22 protein-coding genes and 1 riboswitch are annotated in these 23,874 nt (G+C 66.5%); of the genes, 13 read left to right on the top strand and 9 right to left on the bottom strand.

What is annotated here, in order from left to right; translation table 11 throughout:
* Positions 1–213 precede the first annotated feature (213 nt).
* The 5 genes from ACW170_RS02655 (at position 214) to ACW170_RS02635 (ending at position 4,397) form a co-directional block, all read left to right on the top strand.
* Positions 214–549 (top strand): PepSY domain-containing protein, encoded by a 336-nt coding sequence (locus tag ACW170_RS02655; protein WP_492088169.1) that lies wholly within the window; start codon positions 214–216, stop codon positions 547–549.
* Positions 549–1,229, top strand: coding sequence for a response regulator transcription factor (locus tag ACW170_RS02650; RefSeq protein ID WP_166622061.1), 681 nt, complete (start codon positions 549–551; stop codon positions 1,227–1,229). Before ACW170_RS02655 ends, ACW170_RS02650 begins: the two co-directional genes overlap by 1 nt.
* Complete coding sequence (locus ACW170_RS02645) at positions 1,226–2,692, top strand: sensor histidine kinase (protein ID WP_492088168.1); 1,467 nt, start codon at positions 1,226–1,228, stop codon at positions 2,690–2,692. Before ACW170_RS02650 ends, ACW170_RS02645 begins: the two co-directional genes overlap by 4 nt.
* Before the next feature lie 57 nt (positions 2,693–2,749).
* Entirely contained in the window at positions 2,750–3,658 is a 909-nt protein-coding gene (locus tag ACW170_RS02640; RefSeq protein WP_492088167.1) for a DUF1206 domain-containing protein, read from the top strand.
* A 67-nt stretch (positions 3,659–3,725) separates the two neighbouring features.
* Positions 3,726–4,397, top strand: a complete 672-nt coding sequence (locus ACW170_RS02635) for a DsbA family oxidoreductase (protein WP_492088166.1) — start codon at positions 3,726–3,728, stop codon at positions 4,395–4,397.
* 541 nt (positions 4,398–4,938) lie between these two features.
* Here ACW170_RS02635 and ACW170_RS02630 read toward each other — a convergent pair.
* Both ACW170_RS02630 and ACW170_RS02625 read right to left on the bottom strand, forming a co-directional pair.
* Positions 4,939–5,118: a hypothetical protein gene (locus ACW170_RS02630; RefSeq protein WP_492088165.1), complete on the bottom strand. Its 180-nt coding sequence runs from the start codon at positions 5,116–5,118 to the stop codon at positions 4,939–4,941.
* Positions 5,115–5,378 carry a hypothetical protein gene (locus tag ACW170_RS02625; protein WP_492088164.1) on the bottom strand — a complete coding sequence of 88 codons (264 nt, stop codon included), beginning with the start codon at positions 5,376–5,378 and terminating at the stop codon, positions 5,115–5,117. Before ACW170_RS02625 ends, ACW170_RS02630 begins: the two co-directional genes overlap by 4 nt.
* A gap of 53 nt (positions 5,379–5,431) precedes the next feature.
* Here ACW170_RS02625 and ACW170_RS02620 point away from each other — a divergent pair, with 53 nt between their 5' ends.
* Positions 5,432–6,106, top strand: a complete 675-nt coding sequence (locus ACW170_RS02620) for a sce7726 family protein (protein WP_492088163.1) — start codon at positions 5,432–5,434, stop codon at positions 6,104–6,106.
* Between the two features lie 4 nt (positions 6,107–6,110).
* Here ACW170_RS02620 and ACW170_RS02615 read toward each other — a convergent pair whose 3' ends face one another.
* From ACW170_RS02615 to thiC, 4 genes are all read right to left on the bottom strand, one after another.
* Entirely contained in the window at positions 6,111–7,190 is a 1,080-nt protein-coding gene (locus ACW170_RS02615; RefSeq protein ID WP_492088162.1) for a beta family protein, read from the bottom strand.
* A gap of 11 nt (positions 7,191–7,201) precedes the next feature.
* Positions 7,202–7,708, bottom strand: a complete 507-nt coding sequence (locus tag ACW170_RS02610; RefSeq protein WP_492088161.1) for an ImmA/IrrE family metallo-endopeptidase — start codon at positions 7,706–7,708, stop codon at positions 7,202–7,204.
* A gap of 14 nt (positions 7,709–7,722) precedes the next feature.
* Entirely contained in the window at positions 7,723–8,151 is a 429-nt protein-coding gene (locus ACW170_RS02605) for a hypothetical protein (protein ID WP_492088160.1), read from the bottom strand.
* 80 nt (positions 8,152–8,231) lie between these two features.
* Complete coding sequence (gene thiC, locus ACW170_RS02600) at positions 8,232–10,142, bottom strand: phosphomethylpyrimidine synthase ThiC (RefSeq protein ID WP_492088159.1); 1,911 nt, start codon at positions 10,140–10,142, stop codon at positions 8,232–8,234.
* Between the two features lie 56 nt (positions 10,143–10,198).
* Positions 10,199–10,308, bottom strand: a riboswitch (TPP riboswitch).
* Positions 10,309–10,435: 127 nt separating this feature from the next.
* Here thiC and ACW170_RS02595 point away from each other — a divergent pair.
* Together ACW170_RS02595 and ACW170_RS02590 are read left to right on the top strand one after the other, a co-directional pair.
* Positions 10,436–11,371: a nucleoside hydrolase gene (locus ACW170_RS02595; RefSeq protein WP_492088158.1), complete on the top strand. Its 936-nt coding sequence runs from the start codon at positions 10,436–10,438 to the stop codon at positions 11,369–11,371.
* Positions 11,371–12,219: a ribokinase gene (locus ACW170_RS02590; protein ID WP_492088157.1), complete on the top strand. Its 849-nt coding sequence runs from the start codon at positions 11,371–11,373 to the stop codon at positions 12,217–12,219. Before ACW170_RS02595 ends, ACW170_RS02590 begins: the two co-directional genes overlap by 1 nt.
* A 30-nt stretch (positions 12,220–12,249) precedes the next feature.
* Here the strand turns inward: ACW170_RS02590 and ACW170_RS02585 are convergent, their stop codons facing one another.
* Complete coding sequence (locus ACW170_RS02585; protein ID WP_492088156.1) at positions 12,250–13,035, bottom strand: hypothetical protein; 786 nt, start codon at positions 13,033–13,035, stop codon at positions 12,250–12,252.
* A gap of 108 nt (positions 13,036–13,143) precedes the next feature.
* Between ACW170_RS02585 and ACW170_RS02580 the strand changes: the two genes are divergently transcribed.
* From ACW170_RS02580 to ACW170_RS02570, 3 genes are all read left to right on the top strand, one after another.
* The gene (locus ACW170_RS02580) at positions 13,144–13,569 is read left to right on the top strand and encodes a hypothetical protein (RefSeq protein WP_492088155.1); all 426 of its coding nucleotides are present in this window, start codon (positions 13,144–13,146) and stop codon (positions 13,567–13,569) included.
* Positions 13,570–13,829: 260 nt separating this feature from the next.
* On the top strand, positions 13,830–17,180 hold the full coding sequence (locus ACW170_RS02575) for an autotransporter domain-containing protein (RefSeq protein WP_492088154.1): 3,351 nt from the start codon (positions 13,830–13,832) through the stop codon (positions 17,178–17,180).
* Between the two features lie 164 nt (positions 17,181–17,344).
* Complete coding sequence (locus ACW170_RS02570) at positions 17,345–19,816, top strand: S9 family peptidase (RefSeq protein WP_492088153.1); 2,472 nt, start codon at positions 17,345–17,347, stop codon at positions 19,814–19,816.
* A 29-nt stretch (positions 19,817–19,845) separates the two neighbouring features.
* On the opposite strand, the gene ACW170_RS02565 is transcribed toward ACW170_RS02570, so the two are convergent.
* Complete coding sequence (locus ACW170_RS02565) at positions 19,846–20,976, bottom strand: zinc-dependent alcohol dehydrogenase family protein (protein ID WP_492088152.1); 1,131 nt, start codon at positions 20,974–20,976, stop codon at positions 19,846–19,848.
* A 114-nt stretch (positions 20,977–21,090) separates the two neighbouring features.
* Between ACW170_RS02565 and ACW170_RS02560 the strand changes: the two genes are divergently transcribed.
* Positions 21,091–21,525, top strand: coding sequence for an acyl-CoA thioesterase (locus tag ACW170_RS02560; RefSeq protein ID WP_492088151.1), 435 nt, complete (start codon positions 21,091–21,093; stop codon positions 21,523–21,525).
* Positions 21,526–21,758: 233 nt separating this feature from the next.
* Positions 21,759–23,492, top strand: a complete 1,734-nt coding sequence (locus ACW170_RS02555) for a cellulase family glycosylhydrolase (protein ID WP_492088149.1) — start codon at positions 21,759–21,761, stop codon at positions 23,490–23,492.
* 43 nt (positions 23,493–23,535) lie between these two features.
* Here the strand turns inward: ACW170_RS02555 and ACW170_RS02550 are convergent, their stop codons facing one another.
* Complete coding sequence (locus tag ACW170_RS02550) at positions 23,536–23,733, bottom strand: hypothetical protein (RefSeq protein WP_492088147.1); 198 nt, start codon at positions 23,731–23,733, stop codon at positions 23,536–23,538.
* Positions 23,734–23,874 lie beyond the last annotated feature (141 nt).

Here is a 23,874-nt window from a genome sequence, read left to right as displayed (position 1 = left end):
GTTTCGGGCCGGTCGGGCTGACCGGCGATGAGGAGATATGACGATGCGGGGGCTGAGCCCGATCTGAACAGGGGCGCTCAGGTTCGGTTCATCTAGATGAGAAATGCGTCAGGTGCGGAGCGATCCGGCGTTCGCGCAATGGCGTTTCGGTCCGCCCTATTCTATACGGATCATTCAGGGCCTGTTCAGGAGAACGGCGCCAGATTGACGCCCATGTTCAGCAAGTCAGCCAGTTTGATCGTCGCCGTCGCGACCCTGGCCCTCGCTCCGGTCCTGACTCCGGCGGCGAGCGCACAGTCGCGCGACGAACGCCAGCAGACCCAATCGCAGCCTCAACCGCGCCAGCCGCGCGTCAGTCCAGACGAGGCGCGTCGCCGTGGCGGCGAGGCCGTCGGGGGGCGCCCCATCGACACCCGCCCGCGCGGCGACGGCAACTACTCCGTCCTGGTGGAACGCGACGGTCGCGTCCGCGAGGTCGTGGTCGATGGTCAGACCGGCCGCACGCGCGACGGCGGCTCCAACAACAACCAGCGTCCCAGGCCAGACTGATGCGTGTCCTTCTCGTCGAAGACGACGTCGATCTGTCGCGCCAGCTGAAGGCCGCCCTGTCCGACGCCGGATACGCCGTGGACCACGCCCCCGACGGCGAGGAAGCCCATTATCTGGGCGAGAACGAGCCCTATGACGTGGTCGTTCTGGATCTGGGCCTGCCCAAGATCGACGGGGTGTCGGTGCTGGAGCGCTGGCGGCGCGAGGGCAAGACCACGCCCGTGCTGATCCTGACCGCACGCGGCGCCTGGTCGGACAAGGTGGCGGGCTTCGACGCCGGCGCCGACGACTATCTGACCAAGCCCTTCCACACCGAGGAACTGCTGGCGCGTCTGCGCGCCCTGCTGCGCCGCTCGGCCGGCATCGCCTCGGCTACCCTGGCCTGCGGCGGCCTGAGGCTGGACCCGCGCGCGGCGCGCGCCAGCGTCAATGGCGAGCCGCTGCGGCTGACCTCGCTGGAGTACCGGCTGCTTCATTACATGATGATGCACCAGGGCCGGGTCATCAGCCGCACCGAACTGGTCGAGCACCTGTACGATCAGGACTTCGATCGGGACTCCAACACCATCGAGGTCTTCATCGGCCGGCTGCGCAAGAAGGTCGGGCCGGACCGGATCGAGACCGTGCGCGGCCTGGGCTATCGGCTGACGCCCCTGGTCGGCGAGTCCGAGGCGGCGTGAGCGAGGCGGCGACGCCCGAGCTCCCCTCTGGCGATCGACGCGCCGACTGGGGCCGCTATCTGGGCCGTCCAGGCCGATCCCTGACGCGACGGCTGATCTGGCTGGCCTCGGCCTGGATCCTGGTGGCCCTGGTGATCGCGGCCATCGTCCTGACCCAGGCCTTCCAGGAATCGGCGCTGCGGCGCCTGGGCGACATGCTGGACGAGACCATCGACGAGATCGTGGTGGCGGCCAGTCGCACCGGCGAGGGCGAGGTGGTTCCCCAGATCCAGGACGCCCGCACACTGCGACTGCTGTCGGGCAAATACTGGCAGATCCTGGAGGTTCAGCCGGACGGACGGATGGTCAGCATCGCCCGTTCGACCTCGCTGTGGGCCTATGATCTGGCCCTGCCGGCGGACCTGCCGTCCCGGCTGGATGCGGCCTTCGGCGAGGTGATCACCTACAACACTCGCGGCCCCAAGAACGACCCGACCACGCGCGAGCCCCTGCGGGTCGCCGCCAGCATGAAATCCATTCCCCGGCGCGAGAATCCGGTGATCTTCCTGGCCGCTATCGACCGGTCCGAGGTGGACGCCGACACACGCCAGTTCGCCACCGTCACCTGGGTCGCCCTGCTGATCCTGGGGCTGGGCCTGGTTTCGGCGGTCTTCATCCAGGTCCAGGTCGGCTTGCGGCCCCTCTATGATCTGCGCAACGAGATCGCAGCCGTGCGCCACGGCAAGGCGGCGCGGATCGGACGGTCCTATCCGCTGGAGATCCAGCCCCTGGCCGAACAGGTCAACCGGCTGCTGGACCACAATCAGGAGGTCGTGGAGCGCCAGCGCACCCATGTCGGCAACCTGGCCCATGCGCTGAAGACCCCGATCTCGGTCATGCTGGCCGAGGCCGGGACCGCCGAGGGCGCCCTGCCCGAACTGGTGCGGCGCCAGACTCGGGTCATGCAGGGCCAGGTCGACCACCATCTGCGCCGCGCCCGCGCCGCCGCCCGCGCCGCCCACGGCCTGGGCGAGACCACGCCGGTGCCCGAGGTGCTGGACGAGCTGGCGGTCATGATCGAACAGGTCTTCCGCGACAAGGGCTCCGAGATCGACTGGCGCGCGCCCGACGACCTGGCCTTCCTGGGCGAGCGTCAGGACCTGCAGGAGATCCTGGGCAATCTGATCGAGAACGCGGCCAAGTTCAGCACCCGCCGCGTCCGCGTCTCGGCCGGCGAGAACGGCCTGGGCCAGATGGTGATGGTGGTCGAGGACGACGGCCCCGGCCTGCCCGCCGACCAGCGCGAGACGGTGATGAAGCGCGGCGCCCGGCTGGACGAGAGCGCGCCCGGCTCGGGCCTGGGCCTGTCGATCGTCGAGGACCTGACGCGCGCCTACGGCGGGCGGCTGACCCTGGGCGACAGCGACATGGGCGGGCTGAAGGTCGTGCTGGAGCTGCCGGCGGCTCACGCCGCGCGCGCCTGAGCGCGGGAGCCATCGGCGGGCGGGGGCGTTGAACCGCTCCGCCGCGCTGGAGCCGCCATGTTCGCCCGTCTTCGTCACGCCGCCGCCGCCCTGGGCGAGGCCGTCCGCAGCCGCGTCCCCGCCGCGCGCCGTACGCCCCGGCTGTCGCGCCTGATCGAGGGGGCGGCGCGGGTCGGCTATGGGGCCCGGGGCTTCGTCTATCTGTCGGCGGGGGCCCTGACCCTGCTGGCGGCGACCGACAGGATCGGCGACGCGGTCGGCGCGGGCGGGGCGGCGGGGTGGCTGGCGGAGCAGCCGTTCGGGCGGGTCTGGCTGGTGCTGCTGGGCCTGGGCCTGTGGGCCTTCGTCGGCTGGCGCGTGCTGCAGGCCCTGTTCGACGCCGACCATGAGGGAACCGACCTGAAGGGCTGGGCCACGCGGGCGGGCCAGGCGGCCAGCGGCCTGTTCTACGGCCTGCTGGCGGCGGGGGTGTTCGAGTATCTGGACGAGGCGGGCGAGGCGACCAGCCAGGCGGCGGAACGGGCCGAGAGCATCGCCGAGAACCAGGAGAAGGCGGCCTGGATCCTGGACCTGCCGTTCGGCGGCCTGCTGCTGATCGCGGCGGGGCTGGTGGTGCTGGGCGTCGGGATCGGCAATATCGTCAGGGCCTTCCGGGACGACTTCGACGCGGCCCTGGCCTGTCCCGAGGCGGTGCGCCGGCCGGCGGCGGCCCTGGCGCGGGCGGGCTATGGCGCGCGGGGCTTCGCCTATCTGCCGCTGGGGGTCTTCGTGGTCCTGGCGGGGCTGCACGCGCGGTCGGGCGAGGTGACGACGACGGCGGCGGCGCTGGACGCGCTGGAGGCCCAGCCCGGCGGGTCGTGGGTGCTGGGGCTGACGGCGGCGGGGCTGATGGCCTTCGGCGCCTTCGCCTTCGTGGAGGCGCGCTGGCGCAGGATCCGGTTGCCCCGGGACCTGACGCTGGGCTGAGGCCTTGGCGTCGCGCGGGGCCTTCCCTTATGCTCCGCAACACATCCTGTTCCAGAAGGCCCTCGCCATGACCCAAGCTGTGCCGATGAAGACCCTGAAGATCGACTTCGTCTCCGACGTGGTCTGCCCCTGGTGCGTGGTCGGCCTGGGCGGGCTGGAGACGGCGCTGGCCAGGCTTGAGGGCGAGGGGATCGGCGCCGACATCGCCTTTCAGCCCTTCGAACTGAACCCCCAGATCGCGCCCGAGGGCGAGAACATCGTCGACCACATCGGCCGCAAATACGGCGCCACCCCGGAGCAGTCGGCCGCCAACCGCGCCATGATCCGCGAGCGGGCGGGGGAGGTCGGCTTCGATATGCGCATGACCGACGACAGCCGCATCTGGAACACCTTCGACGCCCACCGCCTGCTGCACTGGGCGCACGAGACCGCGCCCGACAAGCAGAAGGCGCTGAAACAGGCCCTGTTCACGGCCCATTTCACCGAGAACCGCAACCTGACCGACGCCGGCGTCCTGACCCGCGCCGCCGAGGCCGCCGGGCTGGACCGGGCCGAGGCGGGCGAGGTCCTGGCCTCGGGCCGCTATGCGCAGGACGTGCGCGGGGCCGAGGACCTGTGGCGGTCGCGGGGGATCACCTCGGTCCCGGCGGTGGTGGTCGAGGGCAAATATCTGATCAGCGGCGGCCAGCCGGCCCAGGTGTTCGAAGAGGCCCTGAGGAAGATCGCGGCCGAGGTCTGACGGCCGGCGAAATAGACTCATTCGACTCGAAAAAAATGAGTCTATTTTCGTCTATTCTGGCGCGCGGCGACGGGCGCAGGGGATGGCGATGTCAAAGACCCGGCGGGAAGTATAGGCGCGTTTCGGACCGTGATGAGATGATCGCCCGGCGCGGGGATCAGGGGTTTGAAAACCGGGGGCTTTCGTCGCGGAATTGTGCGCGCCGGGCCCCCTCCACCCCCGCGCAAGAGGCGCGGCGGTCCCCCTCCCCCAAGGGGGGAGGATTTCGGTCGCCCTAGAGATCCTCCCCCCTTGGGGGAGGTGGATCGCCGCGCAGCGACGAGACGGAGGGGGCCAGCCCCTCGATCCGCGCCGTCCCAAACTTTCGTCATCCTCCGGCGAGCGTAGCGAGACCGGGGGACCCAGCGGCGCCGCAGGCGATGCGTCCGCCGCACGGATCTCGAACGCCGAGTCCGCGACAGGGTCCTGCTCACGCAGGCCGCTGGGTCCCCCGGTCTGCGCCGCGAAGACGCGGCTTGCCGGAGGATGACGAAAGGGAGGGTTAGGCCGTCTTCTTCTTCCGGGGCGCAGCCGGAGCATCGGCGGCGGTGACCAGATGCCCCTTCCAGCCGGGCGGCGGCAGGAACTTGCCGGACTTCTCCTCGCGCGTGCCGGTGCGCGCGATCAGGGCGGCGTCGCGTCCAGCCTTCAGGACGGTTTCGGTGTCGAAGATCTTGCTCATCGCGGGCTCATTTCTAGCAGTCCCAGGCCCTCGTCGCTACTCGCATAGACCTCCCACGAGTCCACCAGCGGCTTGTAGGCCGTCTCCAGATAGTCGAGGCTTAGCGCGAAACGGCGGCGCAACGTGTCTTCCGGTATGTCGTGACCACCGCGTTCTATCCGGTGAGCCAAGCGGGCGATGGACGCCTCGACCGAGGGCAGACACAGACTGATCAGTTTGAACCTGTGTCCAGGCTGATGCGGCGATGTGGGAAGAAACATATTGTCTTCCGCCCGTCTCGACTAGGTGACACTCCTTGCCGTAAGCCCCACACATGCCCGTCATTCAGCCAATCTTCAACGAACGCACCATCAAGGCAGAGCTTTTGACAAAGCTCTGGCGCGATGGAGATGTCGATAAGACGACAGTGTTGACGAGTGAGTATCGGCTACAAAATACCGGCGTGCGAGCAGACCTGGCCATCCTCACCAACCATCTCGCAGGCGTTGAAATCAAGTCAGGGAAAGATACCCTGAAAAGATTAAAGCAGCAGATGGCAGTATATAGAGAATATTTTGATAGGGTTGTGTTGATTGTCGCGCCAAAACATCTTTCCTCTCTGCCGGACTCAGATGTCGTTGGCGTGGAGCTGTGGAGCTTCGACTCGGCAAAAAATTTTCGTATGCTTAAGGCGGGGCTTGTTTCTGATCGGTCCCATGCGCGGTACACTCTTCTTCCAGAGCGCGACAAGAATAAGTACAAAAATTTGGCGGAAAGCGACGCCTTTGAGATGGTTTTCAGAAGCCGGTTCCATCAAACCAGCGACCAATTTTGGAAATCTATCGGCCGGAAGCAACGAGTGCCTATTGAAAGCTTGAATTATCTAAGTCGCTTTAGAGAAGCGAGAGAAATTCATCATGATTGGATTTCTGATCAAGAGCGCCGTTGGTCCGAGTGGAATAGGAAAGCGTCTGAAGCATTTTCCGACGAAGCCAGCCGAAAGATCTGAGTTTTTAGTCAGTCCACTCTTCGTCGGTTTCGTGCAAGCGGCCAGGTTCTCCGTAGAAGAGCTGCTGATGTAAATGGATATTTATACGCACTGCCGTTGATCGAGCGGGCGAAATGATGGCGTCCAAATCGCCTAGCGATGTACGTTCGATCATCTGCGTGCCCCAAAGTCTAAGATCAGGATCCCAAACTCCTTGTTCATCCATCAGCGCTTGTGCCTGCGCTTGATATTCGGCCATCCGATCACCGCCGTTGCCGGCTCTGTAAAATCGCCAGCGGGCAGCTTGTGCATAATCAACCCGAGGAGCTGGTAGCCCGCCCCCGCCTCCCTGCCGTTCGGCTCGGGCGCTACCGCGATCACTGTAGATCAGTCTTGAACCGGGTAGCGCAATCCGCACACCGTCAAACAGCTGTCTCTCGTAGATGTCTTGCCGGTCAATGTTGGCAAATGAATCGGGGAATGAAGATGCTGAAAATGACACAAAGGCGTGGGGGCAGCGCGCTGCGATGGTTTGTGTATATCCCACGCACGTAACCTGCTGCTGAAGGAGCTCGAGCCCTTGCCGGCCAAAGTCAAGAAGGAAGCAAACGTCAACTCCTCCTTGAGTTACTGCGCCTACAGCGCGTGCGATGCCGTCGATCTGATCGAACGCAGCTCTTGGAATGGGCACTAAAATGCCTGTCCCTAATGCAAAAAGACGAGCTGTTTGCGCCGAAAGTTCGGCCGGTTCACCAACCTGTACTGCAGGCATCACGTGCGGGCGCTGAGTAACAAACTCGCACCAGTTATCGTAACCATTCGCCGGGTTTCGCAAAGCTGCAAGCTGCTCGTGAACTGGTCGTGGCGTTGCGGGCGCTGGTTCTTCATCTGCCAGATCTAGGAAAAATGGCCTGTTGCCGTACGCGTCTTCAATCCGATCCAGCGCGCTGGATAGTTGGTATGCTCCTGCCCAGGGGCGAAGTTTGAAGCATGGAAGAATGAGGTTTTTATCACGCTCAGGCAGTTCCTGGAGCGCTTTCATCTCTGCTGGCCTCACCGATAAAATCGGTAAGTACGCCACTCGCTCTAGTTCACGATTGGCCATTCGAATTCCGTTTAAGCCAGCCCAAGCCGAATTTTCATTGCCTGCTCTGAGACGTCGAATATCTGAGCAAGATACTCTACGGGATTGTCTACGTGTAACGCGTCAGAGCGCCTCAACCATTCATCGACCAGATTTGCAGGCATTATAAGGTCGGCGGCCAATCGATTGGCTTCCGCCTCTCTTCGATCCGACAATCTAGAGCGATAGAGAATGTCGTCCTTTATGCCGTCTCCAATCTGATCTCGATGGAGAAGGAAGTGTGCGATCTCGTGAGCCACGGTGAACCGCTGTCTCTTTGCAGAGTCATGCCGATTTACACGTATTAGAAAGTCCCCCTGGCGCTCCGGGTCAGGACGGATTTCTCCGGATATTCCAGCAGGCAAGGTGGATGCTTGCACTCGCAAGCCAAGCGACCGGGCGAGGGATGAAAGCTTGACGGGGGTTTGTGTCTGAATACGTTGTATTGTGGCCCTTAAGCTTCCGTCAAGTGATTGCCATTCGCGACTAGTTATCGCCATGCCTATTCCTCTTTTTAAGAATAATCATCAGCGTCGTCATCTAAGGCTCTATCAATAGCGTTCTCGGTGCGCCGGCCGGGTAGTAGCTGGTAAATCCGCGCTTCAATCATCTGGTTTAAGCGATTATCGTCGTACTTTTCAGTAATGAATCCCATTACTCGCGTATCGATATTTGTTCCTAGGGAGCCTGTCTCAAGCTCTTCGCGAACGTGCTTCACAGCAGATTCCTCGCCGACTTGGCGTGCCATTCTTTTCATCTCCGCATATCCGGCGATTGCCAGAATGGCTACGAAAACACCGAGAACGGTAACGAGCACCCCGACTGCGGTTAGGAGAAGGGCGCTATACGCTGCGTAGTCGTTAGCAGCCGGTTGGCGTGGCCCCGCATATCCTAACCACAGCAGGGCTAAGGTCGCGACCACACCGAGGATAAACTTCTTCACCGTGCGCCCCTATCGCCCAGTCGATGACTTCTAGATAGCAGAGCTCGTGGTGTTCTCAAGGTGTTCTGCGTCAAATTCGGTCACAGCTTCACCTCCACCACCCCGCCCCCGGCGCGGAACTTCGCGCTCATCTCCGCCATCCCGGCCTCGGCATCCACCAGACTCGCCCCCGCATCGTTCTGCGCCATCGCATCCCTCCGGATGTCCTGGCTGATCTTCATGCTGCAGAATTTCGGGCCGCACATGGAGCAGAAGTGGGCGGTCTTGTGGGCTTCCTTGGGCAGGGTGGCGTCGTGGTATTTGCGGGCGGTTTCGGGGTCGAGGCCGAGGTTGAACTGGTCCTCCCAGCGGAACTCGAACCGGGCGCGCGACAGGGCGTCGTCATGTAACCGGGCGGCGGGGTGGCCCTTGGCCAGGTCGGCGGCGTGGGCGGCGATCTTGTAGGTGATGACGCCGTCCTTGACGTCCTGACGGTCCGGCAGGCCCAGATGCTCCTTGGGCGTGACGTAGCAGAGCATGGCCGTGCCGAACCAGCCGATCATGGCCGCCCCGATGGCGCTGGTGATGTGGTCATAGCCGGGGGCGATGTCGGTGGTCAGCGGGCCAAGCGTATAGAAGGGCGCCTCGTGGCAGTGCTTCAGCTGCTCATCCATGTTCGCCTTGATCTTGTGCATCGGCACATGGCCGGGGCCTTCGATCATGACCTGGCAGCCCTTGGCCCAGGCGATCTTGGTCAGTTCGCCCAGGGTGCGTAGCTCAGCAAATTGCGCCTCGTCATTGGCGTCGGCGATCGAGCCGGGGCGCAGACCGTCGCCCAGGCTGAAGCTGACGTCATAGGCCCGCATGATGTCGCAGATGTCCTCGAAATGCTCGTAGAGGAAGCTCTCCTTGTGGTGGGACAGGCACCATTTGGCCATGATGGAGCCGCCGCGCGAGACGATGCCGGTGACGCGTTTCGCCGTCATCGGCACGAAGGGCAGGCGCACCCCGGCGTGGATGGTGAAATAGTCGACGCCCTGTTCCGCCTGTTCGATCAGGGTGTCGCGGAACACCTCCCACGTCAGGTCCTCGGCTATGCCGTTCACCTTCTCCAGCGCCTGATAGATGGGCACGGTGCCGATGGGGACGGACGAGTTGCGGATGATCCAGTCGCGGATGTTGTGGATGTTGCGGCCGGTCGACAGGTCCATGACATTGTCCGCGCCCCAGCGGGTGGCCCAGACCAGCTTATCGACCTCGTCGTCCACCGACGACAGGACGGCGCTGTTGCCGATGTTGGCGTTGATCTTCACCAGGAAGTTGCGGCCGATGATCATCGGCTCGACCTCGGGGTGGTTGATGTTGTGCGGGATGATGGCGCGGCCGCGCGCGATCTCTTGGCGGACGAACTCGGGCGTCACGAAGTCGGGGATGGAGGCGCCGAAGTCTTCGCCGTCGCGGATGCAGGGGCTGTTCTGCTGCCGCCGCAGGTTCTCGCGGATGGCGACATATTCCATCTCGGGCGTGATGATCCCGGCCTGGGCGTATTCATACTGCGTCACCGGGCGGCCCTCGACGCCCTTGAAGACGCGGTGGTTCGAGGTGTCGAACCGGGGGGCCAGGTTCTTGCCGCTGGCGTGGCCGTTGTCCTCGGGCTTGACCTCGCGCGGGTTGGCGACGGGGGCGATGTCGCCGCGATCCAGCTGCCACGACGACTTCACGTGCGGCAGGCCGCGCTTGATGTCGATGGTCACGGTCGGGTCGGTGTAGGGGCCGGAGCTGTCATAGATGGTGACCGGCGGCTCATTGGCCGACGGGTGGACGGCGACCTCGCGGAAGGGGACGCGGATGTCGGGGTACAGCTCGCCGGCGACATAGACCTTGCGCGATCCGGCGCGTTCGCCGGTGGGGATGGCGCCGGTCTCCTTCATCACCTGCTCGCGCGCGTCCTTGAGGGCGAGCTCGACGTTCGGCTCTTCGGGCAGGGCGGGCGGGGTGACTTGGATATTCATGGCGGCCTCAAACGGTTGAGGTCCGCCGACGTCGGGCGCGAGGGTCCTGTAACGGGGACCGGAAAGCGTACTCATCCCTTCGCCGGCATGACCCGGATCAGGTTCGACGGGTCAGAGGAAAAACCTCTATCTCAGCCGCTCGATTGCGACACCCCGGAGAACGGCCTCAAGGTGACGCGGGGGGAGGATGACGTCAAGCCGAAGCCAGCTTGGCTGGAAAAGACGCCGGATTCGCGTGGGATAAGGGACAGAACGGGGTTGCCCGCCGGGCGCGGGATCGGCAAACGGGGGCCGTGTCTATCCAATCCCTGATCATCGACTGCGACCCCGGCGTGGATGACGCCGTGGCGCTCTTCCTGGCCTTCGCCGCCCCCGAGCTGGAGCTGCTGGCCGTCACCACCGTGGGGGGCAATGTTCCCGCTCACCTGACCCAGCGCAACGCCCGGATGATGCGCCAGATCGCCGGCCGTGAAGACGTGCCCGTGTTCGGCGGCGCCGAGCGCCCGCTGAAACGCCCCCCGGCCGGAGCCGGCGACTTTCACGGGCCGGAGGGTCTGGGCGACCTGGAGCCGTTCGCGCCGACGGGCATCATCGGCGACGGGCCGGCGGCCAACGCCATCGTCGATCTGGTGATGAAACGCCCGGCCGGATCGGTCGCCGTCGCCGTCCTGGGGCCGATGACCAACCTGGCCCTGGCGATGAAGCGCGAGCGGCGGCTGGCCGAACGCCTGGGACCGGTCGTGGTCATGGGCGGGGCGCGCAGCGAAGGCGGCAATATCACCGCCTCGGCCGAGTTCAACATCTGGGCCGACCCGGACGCCGCGGCGGTCGTGTTCGGCTCGGGCTGCGAGGTGATCGCCTTCGGCCTGGACGCGACGCACCAGGTGCGGGCGACCGAGGAGCGGATCCGCGCGATCGAGAAGATCCGCACCGAACCCGCGCGCACGACGGCGGCCCTGCTGCGGTTCTCGCAACGGACCGAGCGGCAGGCGACCGGAGAGGCGGCGCCGCCCCTGCACGACCCCTGTCCCATCGCCTGGCTGATGAAGCCGGAGCTGTTCACCCTGAAGCCCTGCCGGATGGAGGTCGAGACCAACTCTGAACTGACGCGCGGCCATACGGCGGTGGAGTTCCGCGTCGATCCCGCCACGGCGCGCCATCGCTGGGCTGGGGCGGCGGATGCGCAGGGGGTGTTCGACCTGCTGGCCGAGACGCTGAAGGCCAAGTGATGAGGATCACCGTCGTCGGCTCGATCAACCTGGACCTGGTGGCGGCGGCCTCCCGCCTGCCGGCGCCGGGCGAGACGGTGACGGGGGCGACCCTGGCTCGCTATCCGGGCGGCAAGGGCGCCAACCAGGCCTATGCCGCCGAGAAACTGGGCGCCGAGGTCAGCCTGATCGGCCGGGTCGGGAACGACTCCCTGGCCGGCGAGGCCCTGGCTCTGATGTCGGATCTGGGCGTCGATCTGGCGGGGGTCGAGGTGGATGTGGCGGCTCCAACGGGCGTGGCCCTGATCGCCGTCGATCCCAGCGGCGAGAACCAGATCGTGGTGGCGGCCGGCGCCAATCATATGGTCACGCCGGAGCAGTTGCCGCAGCGGATCGAGGGCGCCCTGATCGTCCAGCTGGAGCTGCCGGTCGAGACGGTCGAGGCGGCGGTGGGTCGGGCCACCGGCTTCGTCTGCGCCAACCTGGCGCCCGCCGCGCCGGTGTCGGAGATGCTGCTGCGCCGCGCCGACCTGATCGTCGTCAACGAGACCGAGGCCGCCTTCTACGGCGACGGCCTCCACCGCGGCGGCGGCCGGGTGGTGGTGACCAAGGGCGCCAAGGGCGCCGTCATGTACCAGCGCGGCGTCGAAATGGCCTGGGCGACCCCGCCCGTGGTCGAGGCGGTCGATGCGACCGGGGCCGGCGACGCCTTCGTGGCCGCCATCACGGTCGCCCTGCTGGAGGGGATGGAGCCTGGCGAGGCGTTGCGCTTCGCCTGTGCGGCGGGCGCTGTCGCCGCCATGCGGCCGGGAGCTCAGCCCTCGGCGCCCGAGCGGGCGGAGGTCTTGGCCGCGGCGGCGAGGGGCTGATCGACCGGGCGCTGACCGGGACGTCTCGGCTCAAGCGGCCGGAGGCGGCGGGCCGGGAGGCGGAGGGAAGTCGAGGGGGGCGACGGCGGCTCCGGGGGAGCCGGCGACGACCATCTCGTACAGGCGCGTCCCAACCGGCGACCAGGTGACGGCCTCGATCGCCACGATCATCGCGACCTGGACCCCCAGACCCCAATACCAGGCCGGGTGTATCCGACGGGTTTTCCGCAGGTCGACGATCATGCCGATGACCGGAAACAGCAGGGTCACGACTGCCGTCGCCTCCCACGCCCAGGGGGCCAGCAACGGCATGGGCAGCAGCCGACCGACGCCCGGTCCCAGCAGAATCGCCATGGCCGAATAGTGAAGGCGGCGATGCCAGTCGGTCGATCGCCGAAGAACGACCGCCGCAATCGTCAGGCCCACGAAGGTGAGGAGCGACAGGGGGTCGAAGACGAGGAACTGCAAGGGCCGGAAGAAGAAGGGAACCTCGCCCCGACGCACCATAGCCTCGGTCACCAGCCAGCCCAGGATCAGCATGGGCGCCAGCCAGACGGTCGCTAGCCAGCCCAGCGGCCGATGCCACCGGACCTGACCTGTGGCGATCAGCAGATTCTGCGTCAAAAAGATCGCCAGCCAGCCCATGAAGACGACGGCATGCGCGTGCAGCAGCAGCGGGGCGTCAAAGCTGGACCGCCCCGCCGCCAACTGGAGCGAGAAGCCCGCGACGACGACGAGAACCATGACGATGGCGAGGCCCGGAAAGACCCGTTCAACCGCCGACGTGCGCGCAGGCGCATTGTTCCCAGCTGTCATAACCACCCCCCGATGACCGCGCGGGACTGTATCGCCCGGGATGAGGATTTCAATCTCGAATATCGATGAAATGTGAGGGGCGGGGTCGAGGCCGGGGCGGGTGATCCGATGGCTCAGGCGCTGTCGCCCCAATACGCCGCCTTTGCGGGGGATGAGGCCACAGCCTTCGGCGAGGAGCGTGTGCGGTCAGACGCGACGGCCCTGCCCGACCTTGAGGGCACGCAAAGTCGGGACGCGATCGCCGCTATGGTCGAGGCCGCGACCGACAAACAGATCGTCATACTGAATGAGGCGCACAATGTGTCGGGGCGCCGCAGTTTCGCAGCGGGGGTGGTGCGGGCGTTGAGACACCTTGGGTTCGACACCTTCGCCGCTGAGACCTTTATCCAGCCGCAAGAAGACGCCGCGCCGACGATGAGCGTGTTCAAAAATGCGCGCCGCTTCATGGCGGGCTGGGCTTCTATATCGCCGATCCTGTCTATGCCGAGATGGTGCGCGAAGCGGCGGAGCTGGGGCTATGTGTTCGCTGATTAGCTGCTGCTTCGGCCGGGTTCCTATTTCCAGCGCCTAGAGACCATGCGTGGGATCAAGCCGGCGTTCGGGATGGTGAAGGTCTGAGACGGGCGCTTCGCTCGCGAAGGCCCGGTGAAGCCGGGAGCGTCATCACGCCCAAGCTGTGCTATACTAGGTGTATCGCTATTGACACAAATCGGTCCAAGCCGGTCTCTCGCCTATTGCAGTCGGGAAATAATACGGCACGGTGGCTCCCTGGATTCTTGAGGGGAGTACACGGCATGATTGAGCGCAACGGGACGGGGCGTCGTCACTGGCTGGCGACGGCTTCGGTGATCGGGCTGATCGCAACGGCCGGGACGGCGGCGGCCGAAGTGCCCAACGACAACTTCAGCCCGAACGCGCCGCCGGTTCTGGCCGACCCGGATGCGATCAACGGGATCGGCAATATCATCGTCGACACCGGCGGCGGCTCGGTGGGAATCTGCACAGGCAGCCTGATCAATCCGCGCACCGTGTTGTTTGCGGCCCACTGCGTGAACGACATTCCCGACTTCGCCTATGGCTCCATGGGCCTGGGCGTGCCGATCAGCGTCGGCTTCAAGGGCGACGCCTTCGACGGCATCCTGAACTGGATCACCAGCGGCGACTACGCCACCAGCTACGTCGATCAGCACTACAATATGAGCCGGGTCCTTTATGACCCGCGCTCGCTGGATGATGCGCAGGGCGGCGGCTTCTTCGAGGCCGATGTCGCCATCGGCGTGCTGGATTCGCCGGCCAGGGGCGTGCCGACCTGGGCCATGCTGTTCTCGCCGCTGACGGGGGACGAAGACCGGCATGTGATCACCGGCGGTTACGGTCGCAGCGGGACCGGGTCCCTGGGGTCGGTTCAGGGGGTCGACTTCCGCCGACGCGCGGCCGAGAACATGGTCGGCGCCCTGACGTCGCTGGACGACATCGACCTGTTCCTATTCGGCGACGGCGCCCAGGGCGGGCTGAGCCAGAACCTCTATATGGTCGATTTCGACGATCCGGCCGGGACCGCGACCTTCGACTTCAACATCTTCGGCGACGATGTGGCGCTGGAGCAGGAAGGCATGACGGCCTCAGGCGACTCGGGCGGTCCCCTGATCCTGGATCGGGCCTTCGACACGCCGGTCATCGTGGGCGTGCTGTCGCTGGGGTCGCGGTATTTCAACGGCCAGGGAGCGGCCAGCTATGGCACCACCGCCGGCTATCAGCCGCTGTATCTGTTCACCGACTGGATCGTCGCCAACAACCCCTACAAGTATGTGACAACGACCGGCGGCAACGGCGACTGGTTCGACCCGACCCATTGGGTCCAGATGATGGATCCGAACTACAAGATCATCGACGCCAACGGCAATCTGGTCACGGGCCTGCCCGACACTCCGGCCGAAGGGGTCGATTCGCGCGGCGGCGAGTGGGGCAGCATCTGCTTCTTCGGCGACTGCGTCGACGCCAGCGAACTGGCCCAGTATAATCACGACCGCGAGGACGCCCTGTCCGGGGGCGCTCAGCCGGTCAGCAGCGAGGTGACCGGCGGCCGCACGATCGTGGATATGAGCGGGATCGTCGCGGGCGGGGCGGCCGGCAGTTCGCGCGGCGAGACCACCTCCGACCTGGCCGTGCGGCACGAGGCCTCGGCGGTCGGCACGGCGTCGGGCGCGACCCTGCCGTTCGAGATCGTGCCGGGCGGACCCGGTGCGACGAATTTCGTGCCGTTCAACGTCCAGGGCGATGTGTTCGAAGGCGAGAACCCGCTGTTCTACGACGTCAACCTGATGTCGGCGGGCACGACGACGCTGAACGACGTCGCCGTCATCGACCGGTTGACAATCGGGACCAGCGGCGCGGTGCTGGACATCGTCGCGGATGGCCTGCTGTTCGCCGAGAACGACGTCAGCCTCTGGGCCGGTCAGCTGAACGTGGACGGCGCCCTGCTGACCTTTGAAATGCTGCTGGCGGGCGGCGTGCTGAGCGGCGCGGGCGTGATCGATGCGACAGTGTTGACCTCGGTCATGGGCTCGATCGCCCCCGGCGGTCAGGGCGAGATCGGCGAACTGACTCTGTTGAGCGATCTGGTGCTGGCGTCAGGCTCGCGCCTGTTCATCGACATCGACGGCGATCAGTCGGATCGGCTGACGGTGCTGGCCGACAGCTTCGAAGGCACGACCGGCATAGCCTCGCTGGGTGGATTGCTGGGTCTCGGCTTCGTCAGCGCGCCCCGTTTTGGCGAGCAGTATACGGTGCTGACGGCTCAGGGCGGCGTAGACGGCGAATTCGACGCCGTGACCGATATCTCGGGCGTCCTGTATCCGGTTCTGGACTACACCGCCAACAGCGTGGAGGTGGAGATCGAGGCGGCGTCCTATATGGACTTCATCAATCCGAATTCCCGGGCGCAGCGGACCCTCGGCGGGGTTCTGGATGCGGCGAGGGCCACCGACTATGCGGCCCTGGCCGACATCTACGCCCAGACCGATCTGCTGGAAGACGAGGCGCTGGAGGTCGGGCTGGAGAGCCTGTCGCCCTTCGCCGCCCATTCGGGCCTGACCATGCTCTCGGCACAGACCGAGGCTCTGCGCGGGGTGGTGGACGGACGGATCGCGCGTGATCGTTCGGATGGGCCGGCTGAAGGGCTGACCCTGATCGGGTCGGGCGTGCAGATCGCGTCGATGGATCCGGCGGCGACTGCGGCTGCGGCCGGCATGGCCACGCGTCAGGCCGAGGCGCAGGAGCGCGCGCGGTGGGGCGGCTGGAAGCAGGGGGTTTCGGCCTATTTCGGCGTCGGCGCCATCGAGGGCGAAGCGACGCAACTGCGCGGGACCCTGGCCGACAGCCGCAGCGACGACCAGAGCGCCTGGTACGTCATCGGCGGCCTGGAGCGGACCATCGACGCCCTGACCCTCGGCGCCAGCCTGGCCTATGCCGAGGGCGAGTCCGACTTCGCCGAGGGGATCAGCACGGCCGACAGCCGTCAGGTGCAGGCGACCCTGTATGGGGCCGTCGATCTGGCCTATGGCGCCTATGTCGGGGCCAAGATCGGCTACGGCGCGGCGGACCTGGAAACTGAACGGAGCTTCTCGATCGGCGGCGACAGCTTCCGTTCGGATGGAGAGACGGACGGTAAGGTCGTCAGCGGCGGGGCCGAGCTGGGCTTCAATCTGGGGATGGGCGGGCTGAAGCTGCAGCCGAACATCGGGCTGAACGCCTATTCGGTCGATATCGACGCCTATCAGGAGGCCGGGGGCGTCGCGGCTCTAACCATAGGCGACCAGTCGTACGATTCGCTGCAGCACCATGTCGGGCTGCGCGTCGGCGGGGAGACCCGCAGCGGTCGCTGGGTCATCAAGCCGGCGCTGGACGTACGGTGGGTGCATGACCTGGCGGGTGACAACCGGAATGTGGAAGCGGCCTTCGTCGCCGCTGACGCCTTCGGCGGCGTCTTCGCCGGGGCCAGCAATGACTCAGACTGGGCCGAGATCGGCGGTTCGGTCGCCATCGAGGGCGACCGGTTCGGCGTGACGCTGAAGGCCGCGTCCATGGTCGATCGAGAGGATCTGGACTACCAGACCTACAACGCCACGGTGACGATGAAGTTCTGATCCACGGGGGCGGGATCTAGAAACGGCGGCTCCGACGGGGCCGCCGTTTTTGTTGGGCGGCGTCTGCGGCGGCGAGCGATTGTGACGGTGTAACGCCAAAACGTCTTGGCGCCGCGCCTTGTGTGTCGTTAGGTCTCACGCTTGCAACTCGTGGGGGATTTCGGATGATGATGCACGTTCGTGGGGCCGGTGTTGCGCTGGCGGCGGTGTTGATGGCGTCGACGGCGGGGGCGGCGTTCGCCCAGAGCGCCAGTCAAAGCGCGGCGCAGACGGTGTCGGTCTATCAGCAGCCGCCGTCGCCCATCGCCGACATCTTGGACGCCAAGCCGACGCCGGCGCCGATGCTGAGCCCGGACCGCAAGACCCTCGTGCTGCTGGACCGGTCGAACCTGCCCAGCATCAAGGCCTTGGCTGAGCCGATGCTGCGGCTGGCGGGGGCGCGGATCAATCCGCGCAACAACGGCATGGCCGAGAGCCGGGTGTCCTGGCTGACGGGGCTGAGCCTGCAGGCGGTGGACGGCGGACCGGCGCGGGTCGTGGCCCTGCCGGCCGAGGCGCGGTTCACGGCGCCGCGGTTCTCGCCGGATGCAAAATCGCTGGCCCTGGTGCTGGACCGGCCGACGGGGCTGGAGCTGTGGGTCGTGGACGTGGCCTCGGCGCGGGCGCGCAAACTGACCGAGCCCTTGGTCAATATGACGGGCGGGTCGGGCTATGAATGGCTGCCCGACAGTTCGGGTCTGCTGGTTGAAGCCGTGCCGGCCGGGCGCGGTCCGGCGCCAGATGTTACCATGGCGCCGACGGGGCCGAACATCGAGGAGACGGCCGGGCGGGTGGCGCCGGTGCGGACCTATCAGGACCTGCTGTCGAACCCCGGCGACGAGGCCCTGTTCGATCACTATTTCACGTCGCAGCTGACCCTGGTTCCGCTGAACGGCCGTGTACGGACGATCGGGGCGCCGGCGGTCTATCTGGACAGCGCCGTGTCGCCGGACGGGAAGTACATCCTGCATGAGGTGGCAAAGCGCCCCTATTCCTATGTCGTGCCTGCGGGCCTGTTCCCGACCGAGATCGTGGTGACGGACCTGAACGGGCGGGTGGTGCGGACCATCGCCGATCTGCCGTTGCGGGATGATGTGCCGACCGCCTTCGACGCCGTGGCGCCGGGGCCGCGTTCGGTGAGCTGGCGGGCCGATGCGCCGGCGACCCTGACCTGGGTCGAGGCGCTGGACGGCGGCGATCTCAAGCGCGAGGTCGAGTTCCGAGACCGGGTCTTCATGCAGGCGGCGCCCTTCACGGCTGAGCCGGTCAAGCTGATCGACTTGAAGGAACGCTACGGCGGGATCGTTTGGGGCAAGGACGATCTGGCCATCGTCAACAGCCGCTGGTTCAACACCCGGCATGAGACGCGGTTCGTGGTCGATCCGTCAAACCCCGGCGAGGGCAGGGTGCTGCTGGAGCGGAACTATCAGGCCCGATACGATAATCCGGGCCAGCCGGTGACCCAGCCCAATGCGGCCGGACGGTCGGTTATCCGGTTCGATCCTCAGGGGCGGATCCTTATGTCGGGCGCCGGGGCGACGCCGCAGGGCGAGTTCCCCTTCCTGGCCGCCATGGACCCGGGGACGGGCCGCAGCGAGCGGCTGTGGACCTCGGCCGACACGGATTACGAGGCGGTGGTCGGCTTCCTGGATGCGGACGGCAAGCGGGTGGTGACCCAGCGCGAGACGCGGCTGGATCCGCCCAACCTGCAGATCCGCGACCTGACGACGGGCCAGACCACGGCCCTGACCCAGTTCCCCGATCCGGCGCCGCAGTTGGCCGGGGCGACGCGCCAGTTGGTGACGTACGAGCGGGCCGACGGGGTCAAGCTGTCGGGGACCCTGTATTTGCCGGCCGGCTACGACAAGGATCGCGACGGGCCCCTGCCCATGCTGATGTGGGCCTATCCGGCCGAGTTCACCGATGCGGCGGTGGCCGGCCAGACGGTGGATGTGCAGAACCGGTTCGTACGACCGGGCGGGTCCAGCCACCTGTTCCTGCTGACCCAGGGCTACGCCATCTTCGACAACCCCTCCATGCCCATCATCGGCAAGGACGGGGCCGAGCCGAACGACACCTATGTCGAACAACTCGTCGCCGATGCGAAGGCAGCGGTCGATGCGGTGGTCGGCATGGGGGTGGCGGATCGCGACCGGATCGCCGTCGGGGGCCACAGCTACGGCGCCTTCATGACCGCCAACCTGCTGGCGCACAGCGACCTGTTCCGCACCGGCATCGCGCGGTCGGGCGCCTATAACCGGACGCTGACGCCGTTCGGCTTCCAGGCCGAGCAGCGCAACTATTGGGAGGCGACCGAGATCTATATCGAGATGTCGCCCTTCACCTATGCGAACAAGCTGAACGAACCGATCCTGCTGATCCACGGCGAGGCGGACGACAACTCCGGCACCTTCCCGGTCCAGTCCGAGCGGTTCTATGCCGCGCTGAAGGGGCTGGGGGCGACGGCGCGTTATGTCACCCTGCCGCTGGAGGCGCACGGCTATCGCGCGCGGGAATCGGTGGGCCACACCCTGTGGGAGATGACCCGCTGGATGGACCAGTATGTGAAGAACGCGCCGCCGAAACCGGCGGAGTGATCGCGGGGCTGGGGGGCAGGGCCTAACTTTCAGGGTCTGACCACCAGCCGCACCACCTCGCCGGCGTGAAGGCGGTCGAAGCCGGCGTTGATGTCGTCCAGGGGGATGACGCCGCTCATCAGACGGTCCACGGGCAGGCGGCCCTGGCGGTAGAGGGCGACGTAGCGGGGGATGTCGCGGCTGGGGACGCAGGTTCCGATATAGGAGCCCTTCAGGGTGCGTTCCTCCCCGACCAGGGAGACGATGTTGACGGCCAGGGCCGCGTCGGGTGGGGGCAGGCCCGCGGTGACGGTGGTCCCGCCGCGCCGGGTCATCTTCCAGGCGGTGTCGAGGGCGCGGGCTGAGCCGGCCATTTCGAAGGCGAAGTCGGCGCCGCCGTTCGTCAGGGCGCGGACCTGATCGACGGCGTCCGGGGCGGCGCCGTTGACGGTCTGGACAGCGCCTAGGGTGCGGGCCAGGGCCAGCTTGTCATCTGACAGATCGACGGCGACGACCGGCGAGGCGCCGGAGGCGAGGGCGCCCAGGACGCTGGACAGGCCGACGCCGCCCAGGCCGATGACCACGACGCTCTGGCCCGCCTTGACCCCTGCGGTGTTCACCACGGCGCCGACGCCGGTCAGGACGGCGCAGCCGAACAGGGCCGCCTCCTCGAATGACAGGTCGGGGTCGATCTTGACCAGGGAGCGACGCGAGACGACGGCGCGTTCGGCGAAGGCGGAGCAGCCGAGGTGGTGATTGACCGGCTCGCCCTCGCGGAAGAGGCGGCGGGCGCCGGACAGAAGCTCGCCCTTGCCGTTGGCGGCGGCGCCCGGCTCGCACAGGGCGGGACGGCCGCCGGCGCACGGGTCGCAATGGCCGCACGAGGGCATGAAGACCATGACGACGTGATCGCCGATGGCCAGGTCTGTGACGCCGTCCCCCAGGGCCTCGACCACGCCTGCGGCCTCATGCCCCAGGGCCATGGGCAGGGGGCGGGGACGGTCGCCATTGATGACGCTGAGGTCCGAGTGGCACAGGCCGGCGGCCTTGATGGCGACCAAGACTTCGCCGGGGCCCGGCGGGTCGAGCGTCACGGTCTCGACGGAGAGGGGGCGGCTGTCGGCGTAGGGGCGCGCGGCGCCCATGGCGGACAGAACGGCGGCACGGGTCTGGATGCTCATGGTCAAGCCTTCGTCATCTGTCCCCTACCGATAGGCGCTTGACGCAACGTCGTCCAAGCCCGAGCGTCGCGTTGAAGGCGACGCGGACTGTCGCCGGGGAGAGGACGACTGACGATGCCCAAGAGCAATTTGGGGCCCTTGGCCGAACGCGCGACCTACAAGGCCTTCCACATGGTCTCGACGCGCTGGGCCGACAACGACCAGTACGGCCATATCAACAACGCGAAATTCTACGAGTTCGTCGACTCGGCGGTGAACGCCCACCTGCTGATCGCCAACGCCCTGGACGAGTCCATCGGCCTGGTGGTGGACAGCGGCTGCCAATACACCTCGGCGCTGAAATTCCCCGATGTGATCGAGGTCGGGATCAAGGTGGACCGGATCGGCACCTCCAGCGTCAGCTACGGCTTCGCCGTGTTCAAGCGCAGCGCCGACGTGCCCGCCGCCGTCGGCCATTTCGTCCACGTCTATGTCGACGCCGAGACGCGCCGACCCAAGCCCCTGCCCGCCAAGCTGAGGGCTGTGGTGGAGAACCTCAAGGTGGGGTGAGGGGCTGAAGACCTCTCCCGCTTGCGGGAGAGGTGGCCCGGCGCCCGCGAAGCGGACCAGGGTCGGAGAGGGGAGTGTCGCCTAAGCAAGAAGGCTTCCCCCATCGTCAGCCGTCTCGCTTCGCTCGACGCGCTGACACTTCCCCCGCAAGCGGGGGAAGGTCTGAGTTGGCGACCTTTCCATCCCGCGCTTCTCGTGAGAACGTTCCCAAAAAGGGAGCGTGGAGGAACGCCATGAAGACGAAGTGGATCGCGGCCCTGGCTGCGATGGCGATGCTATGTGCGCCCTATGGGGCGAAGGCTCAGACGGGCGGTTTCCTGAGGGCCGAGGGGACGCGGATCGTCGATGAGGCGGGCGAGCCGGTCATCCTGCGGGGCATGGGCCTGGGCGGCTGGGTGCTGCAGGAAGGCTATATGCTGCAGCTTGGCGCCCTGGGTCCGCAGCATGTGATCCGGGCGCGGATCGCCGATCTGATCGGCGAGGAGAAGACCGAAGCCTTCTACGCCGCCTGGCGCGCCAACCACACGACCAAGGCCGACATCGACGCCATGGGGCGGTGGGGCTTCAACTCGGTGCGGCTGCCGATGCACTATGACCGGCTGACCCTGCCCGTGGATCAGGAGCCGGTCGCGGGGCGCGACACCTGGAAGGAAGAGGGGTTCGCCGAGGTCGACGCCCTGCTGGCCTGGGTCAAGGCCAACGGCCTGTATCTGATCCTGGACCTGCACGCCGCGCCGGGCGGGCAGGGGAGCGACCTGGCCATATCGGACCGGGATCCGTCGAAACCGTCGCTGTGGGACAGCGCCGAGAACCGTCGCAAGACCGTGGCCCTGTGGCGGCGGCTGGCCGAACGCTACGCCGACGAGCCGGCCATCGGCGCCTATGACCTGATCAACGAACCCAACTGGGATTTCGAAAAGCCCGGCGGCGGCCACGGCTGCGAAGAGACGACCAACGCCCCGCTGCGCTCGCTGATGATGGAGATCACGGCGGCGATCCGCGAGGTCGATCCGCGGCACATGATCGTCATCGAGGGCAATTGTTGGGGCAACAACTATCGCGGCGTCACGCCCCTGTGGGACGACAATACCGCGATCAGCTTCCACAAATACTGGAACGCGACGGACCGGGCCTCGATCGCCGACATCCTGCGGCTGAGGGACGAGACCAACGCGCCGGTGTGGCTGGGCGAATCCGGCGAGAATTCCAATACCTGGTTCACTGAGACCATCGCCCTGGTCGAGGACGAGGGGATCGGCTGGGCCTTCTGGCCGCTGAAGAAGATCGGCTTCAACCAGCCGCTGGAGATCACGCCGAACTCCGGCTGGCCCAGGCTGGTCGCCTATCTGACGGGCAAGGGGCCCCGGCCGACGGCGCAGGAGGCGGAAGACACGCTGATGCGGCTGGCGACCCACGACATTCGGTTCGAGAACAATTTCGAGCACCGGGACGTGGTGGACGCCATGCTGCGCCAGCCCCATTCGGACGCGGCGGTTCCGTTCGTGCCGCACCGGATCGGGTCAGCGGGCGCGACGATCCGGGCGGCTGACTATGATCTGGGGCGGTCGGGCGTGGCGTGGAAGGACGTCTATGATTCGGATACCGACGGGCCGGGCGAGCGCGTGCCCTGGTGGAACACGGGACGGACCTGGCGCAACGACGGGGTAGACATCGCCGTGGTCGAGGGCGCGCCGGTGGTCGCGGAGTTCGAGACGGGGGAGTGGCTGCGTTACACTGTGACGGCGGAGACTGCAGGGAAGAGGCCCGTCACGGTGATCGGAGCCGGGGGGCGGGTGTCAGTTTCGCTGAACGGTGGCGCTGCGGTTTCGGTCGATCTGCCGCCCGACGATGGCTCGGCAGCAAGTACGACCTCAGACCTGCCCTTCATGTCAGGAACCAACACCCTGATCCTGAAGGCGGAGGATTGCTCCGGGTGTCGCGTTAAGGCGCTTCGGGTCGAGCCCTGACTTACGTCCATCCCCGTTTCGCCGGGATGGACGGATTGGACGTTCAGTCCTCTAGCCGACCGGTCAAGAACAGCACGCCGACGGCGGTCAGGGCGCCCAGCGTGAAGGCGGTGATGATTGATCCGGCGGCGACGGCGGTGGAGACGGTGACGGGGCGGGTCTCGTACCATTCGACGATGTCGGCCTCGTGCAGATCGTCGTCGGCGCGGCCCTCGGCCTCATAGATGTCGGCGGTGTTCATCGGGGGCTCCATAGCAGCGTCCCGGATCAATACCCCCAAACGGTCGCGGTTCCACCCCCGAAGCGGATCGTGCCTGCCTATCGTGTCCGCCCATCGTGTCCGGCTATCGTGACAGCCCGCCGCGCATCGGCTAGGACGCGC

Source organism: Brevundimonas sp. FV2ps16 (assembly GCF_058681075.1).
This window is presented reverse-complemented; position numbering and strand designations above follow the sequence as displayed.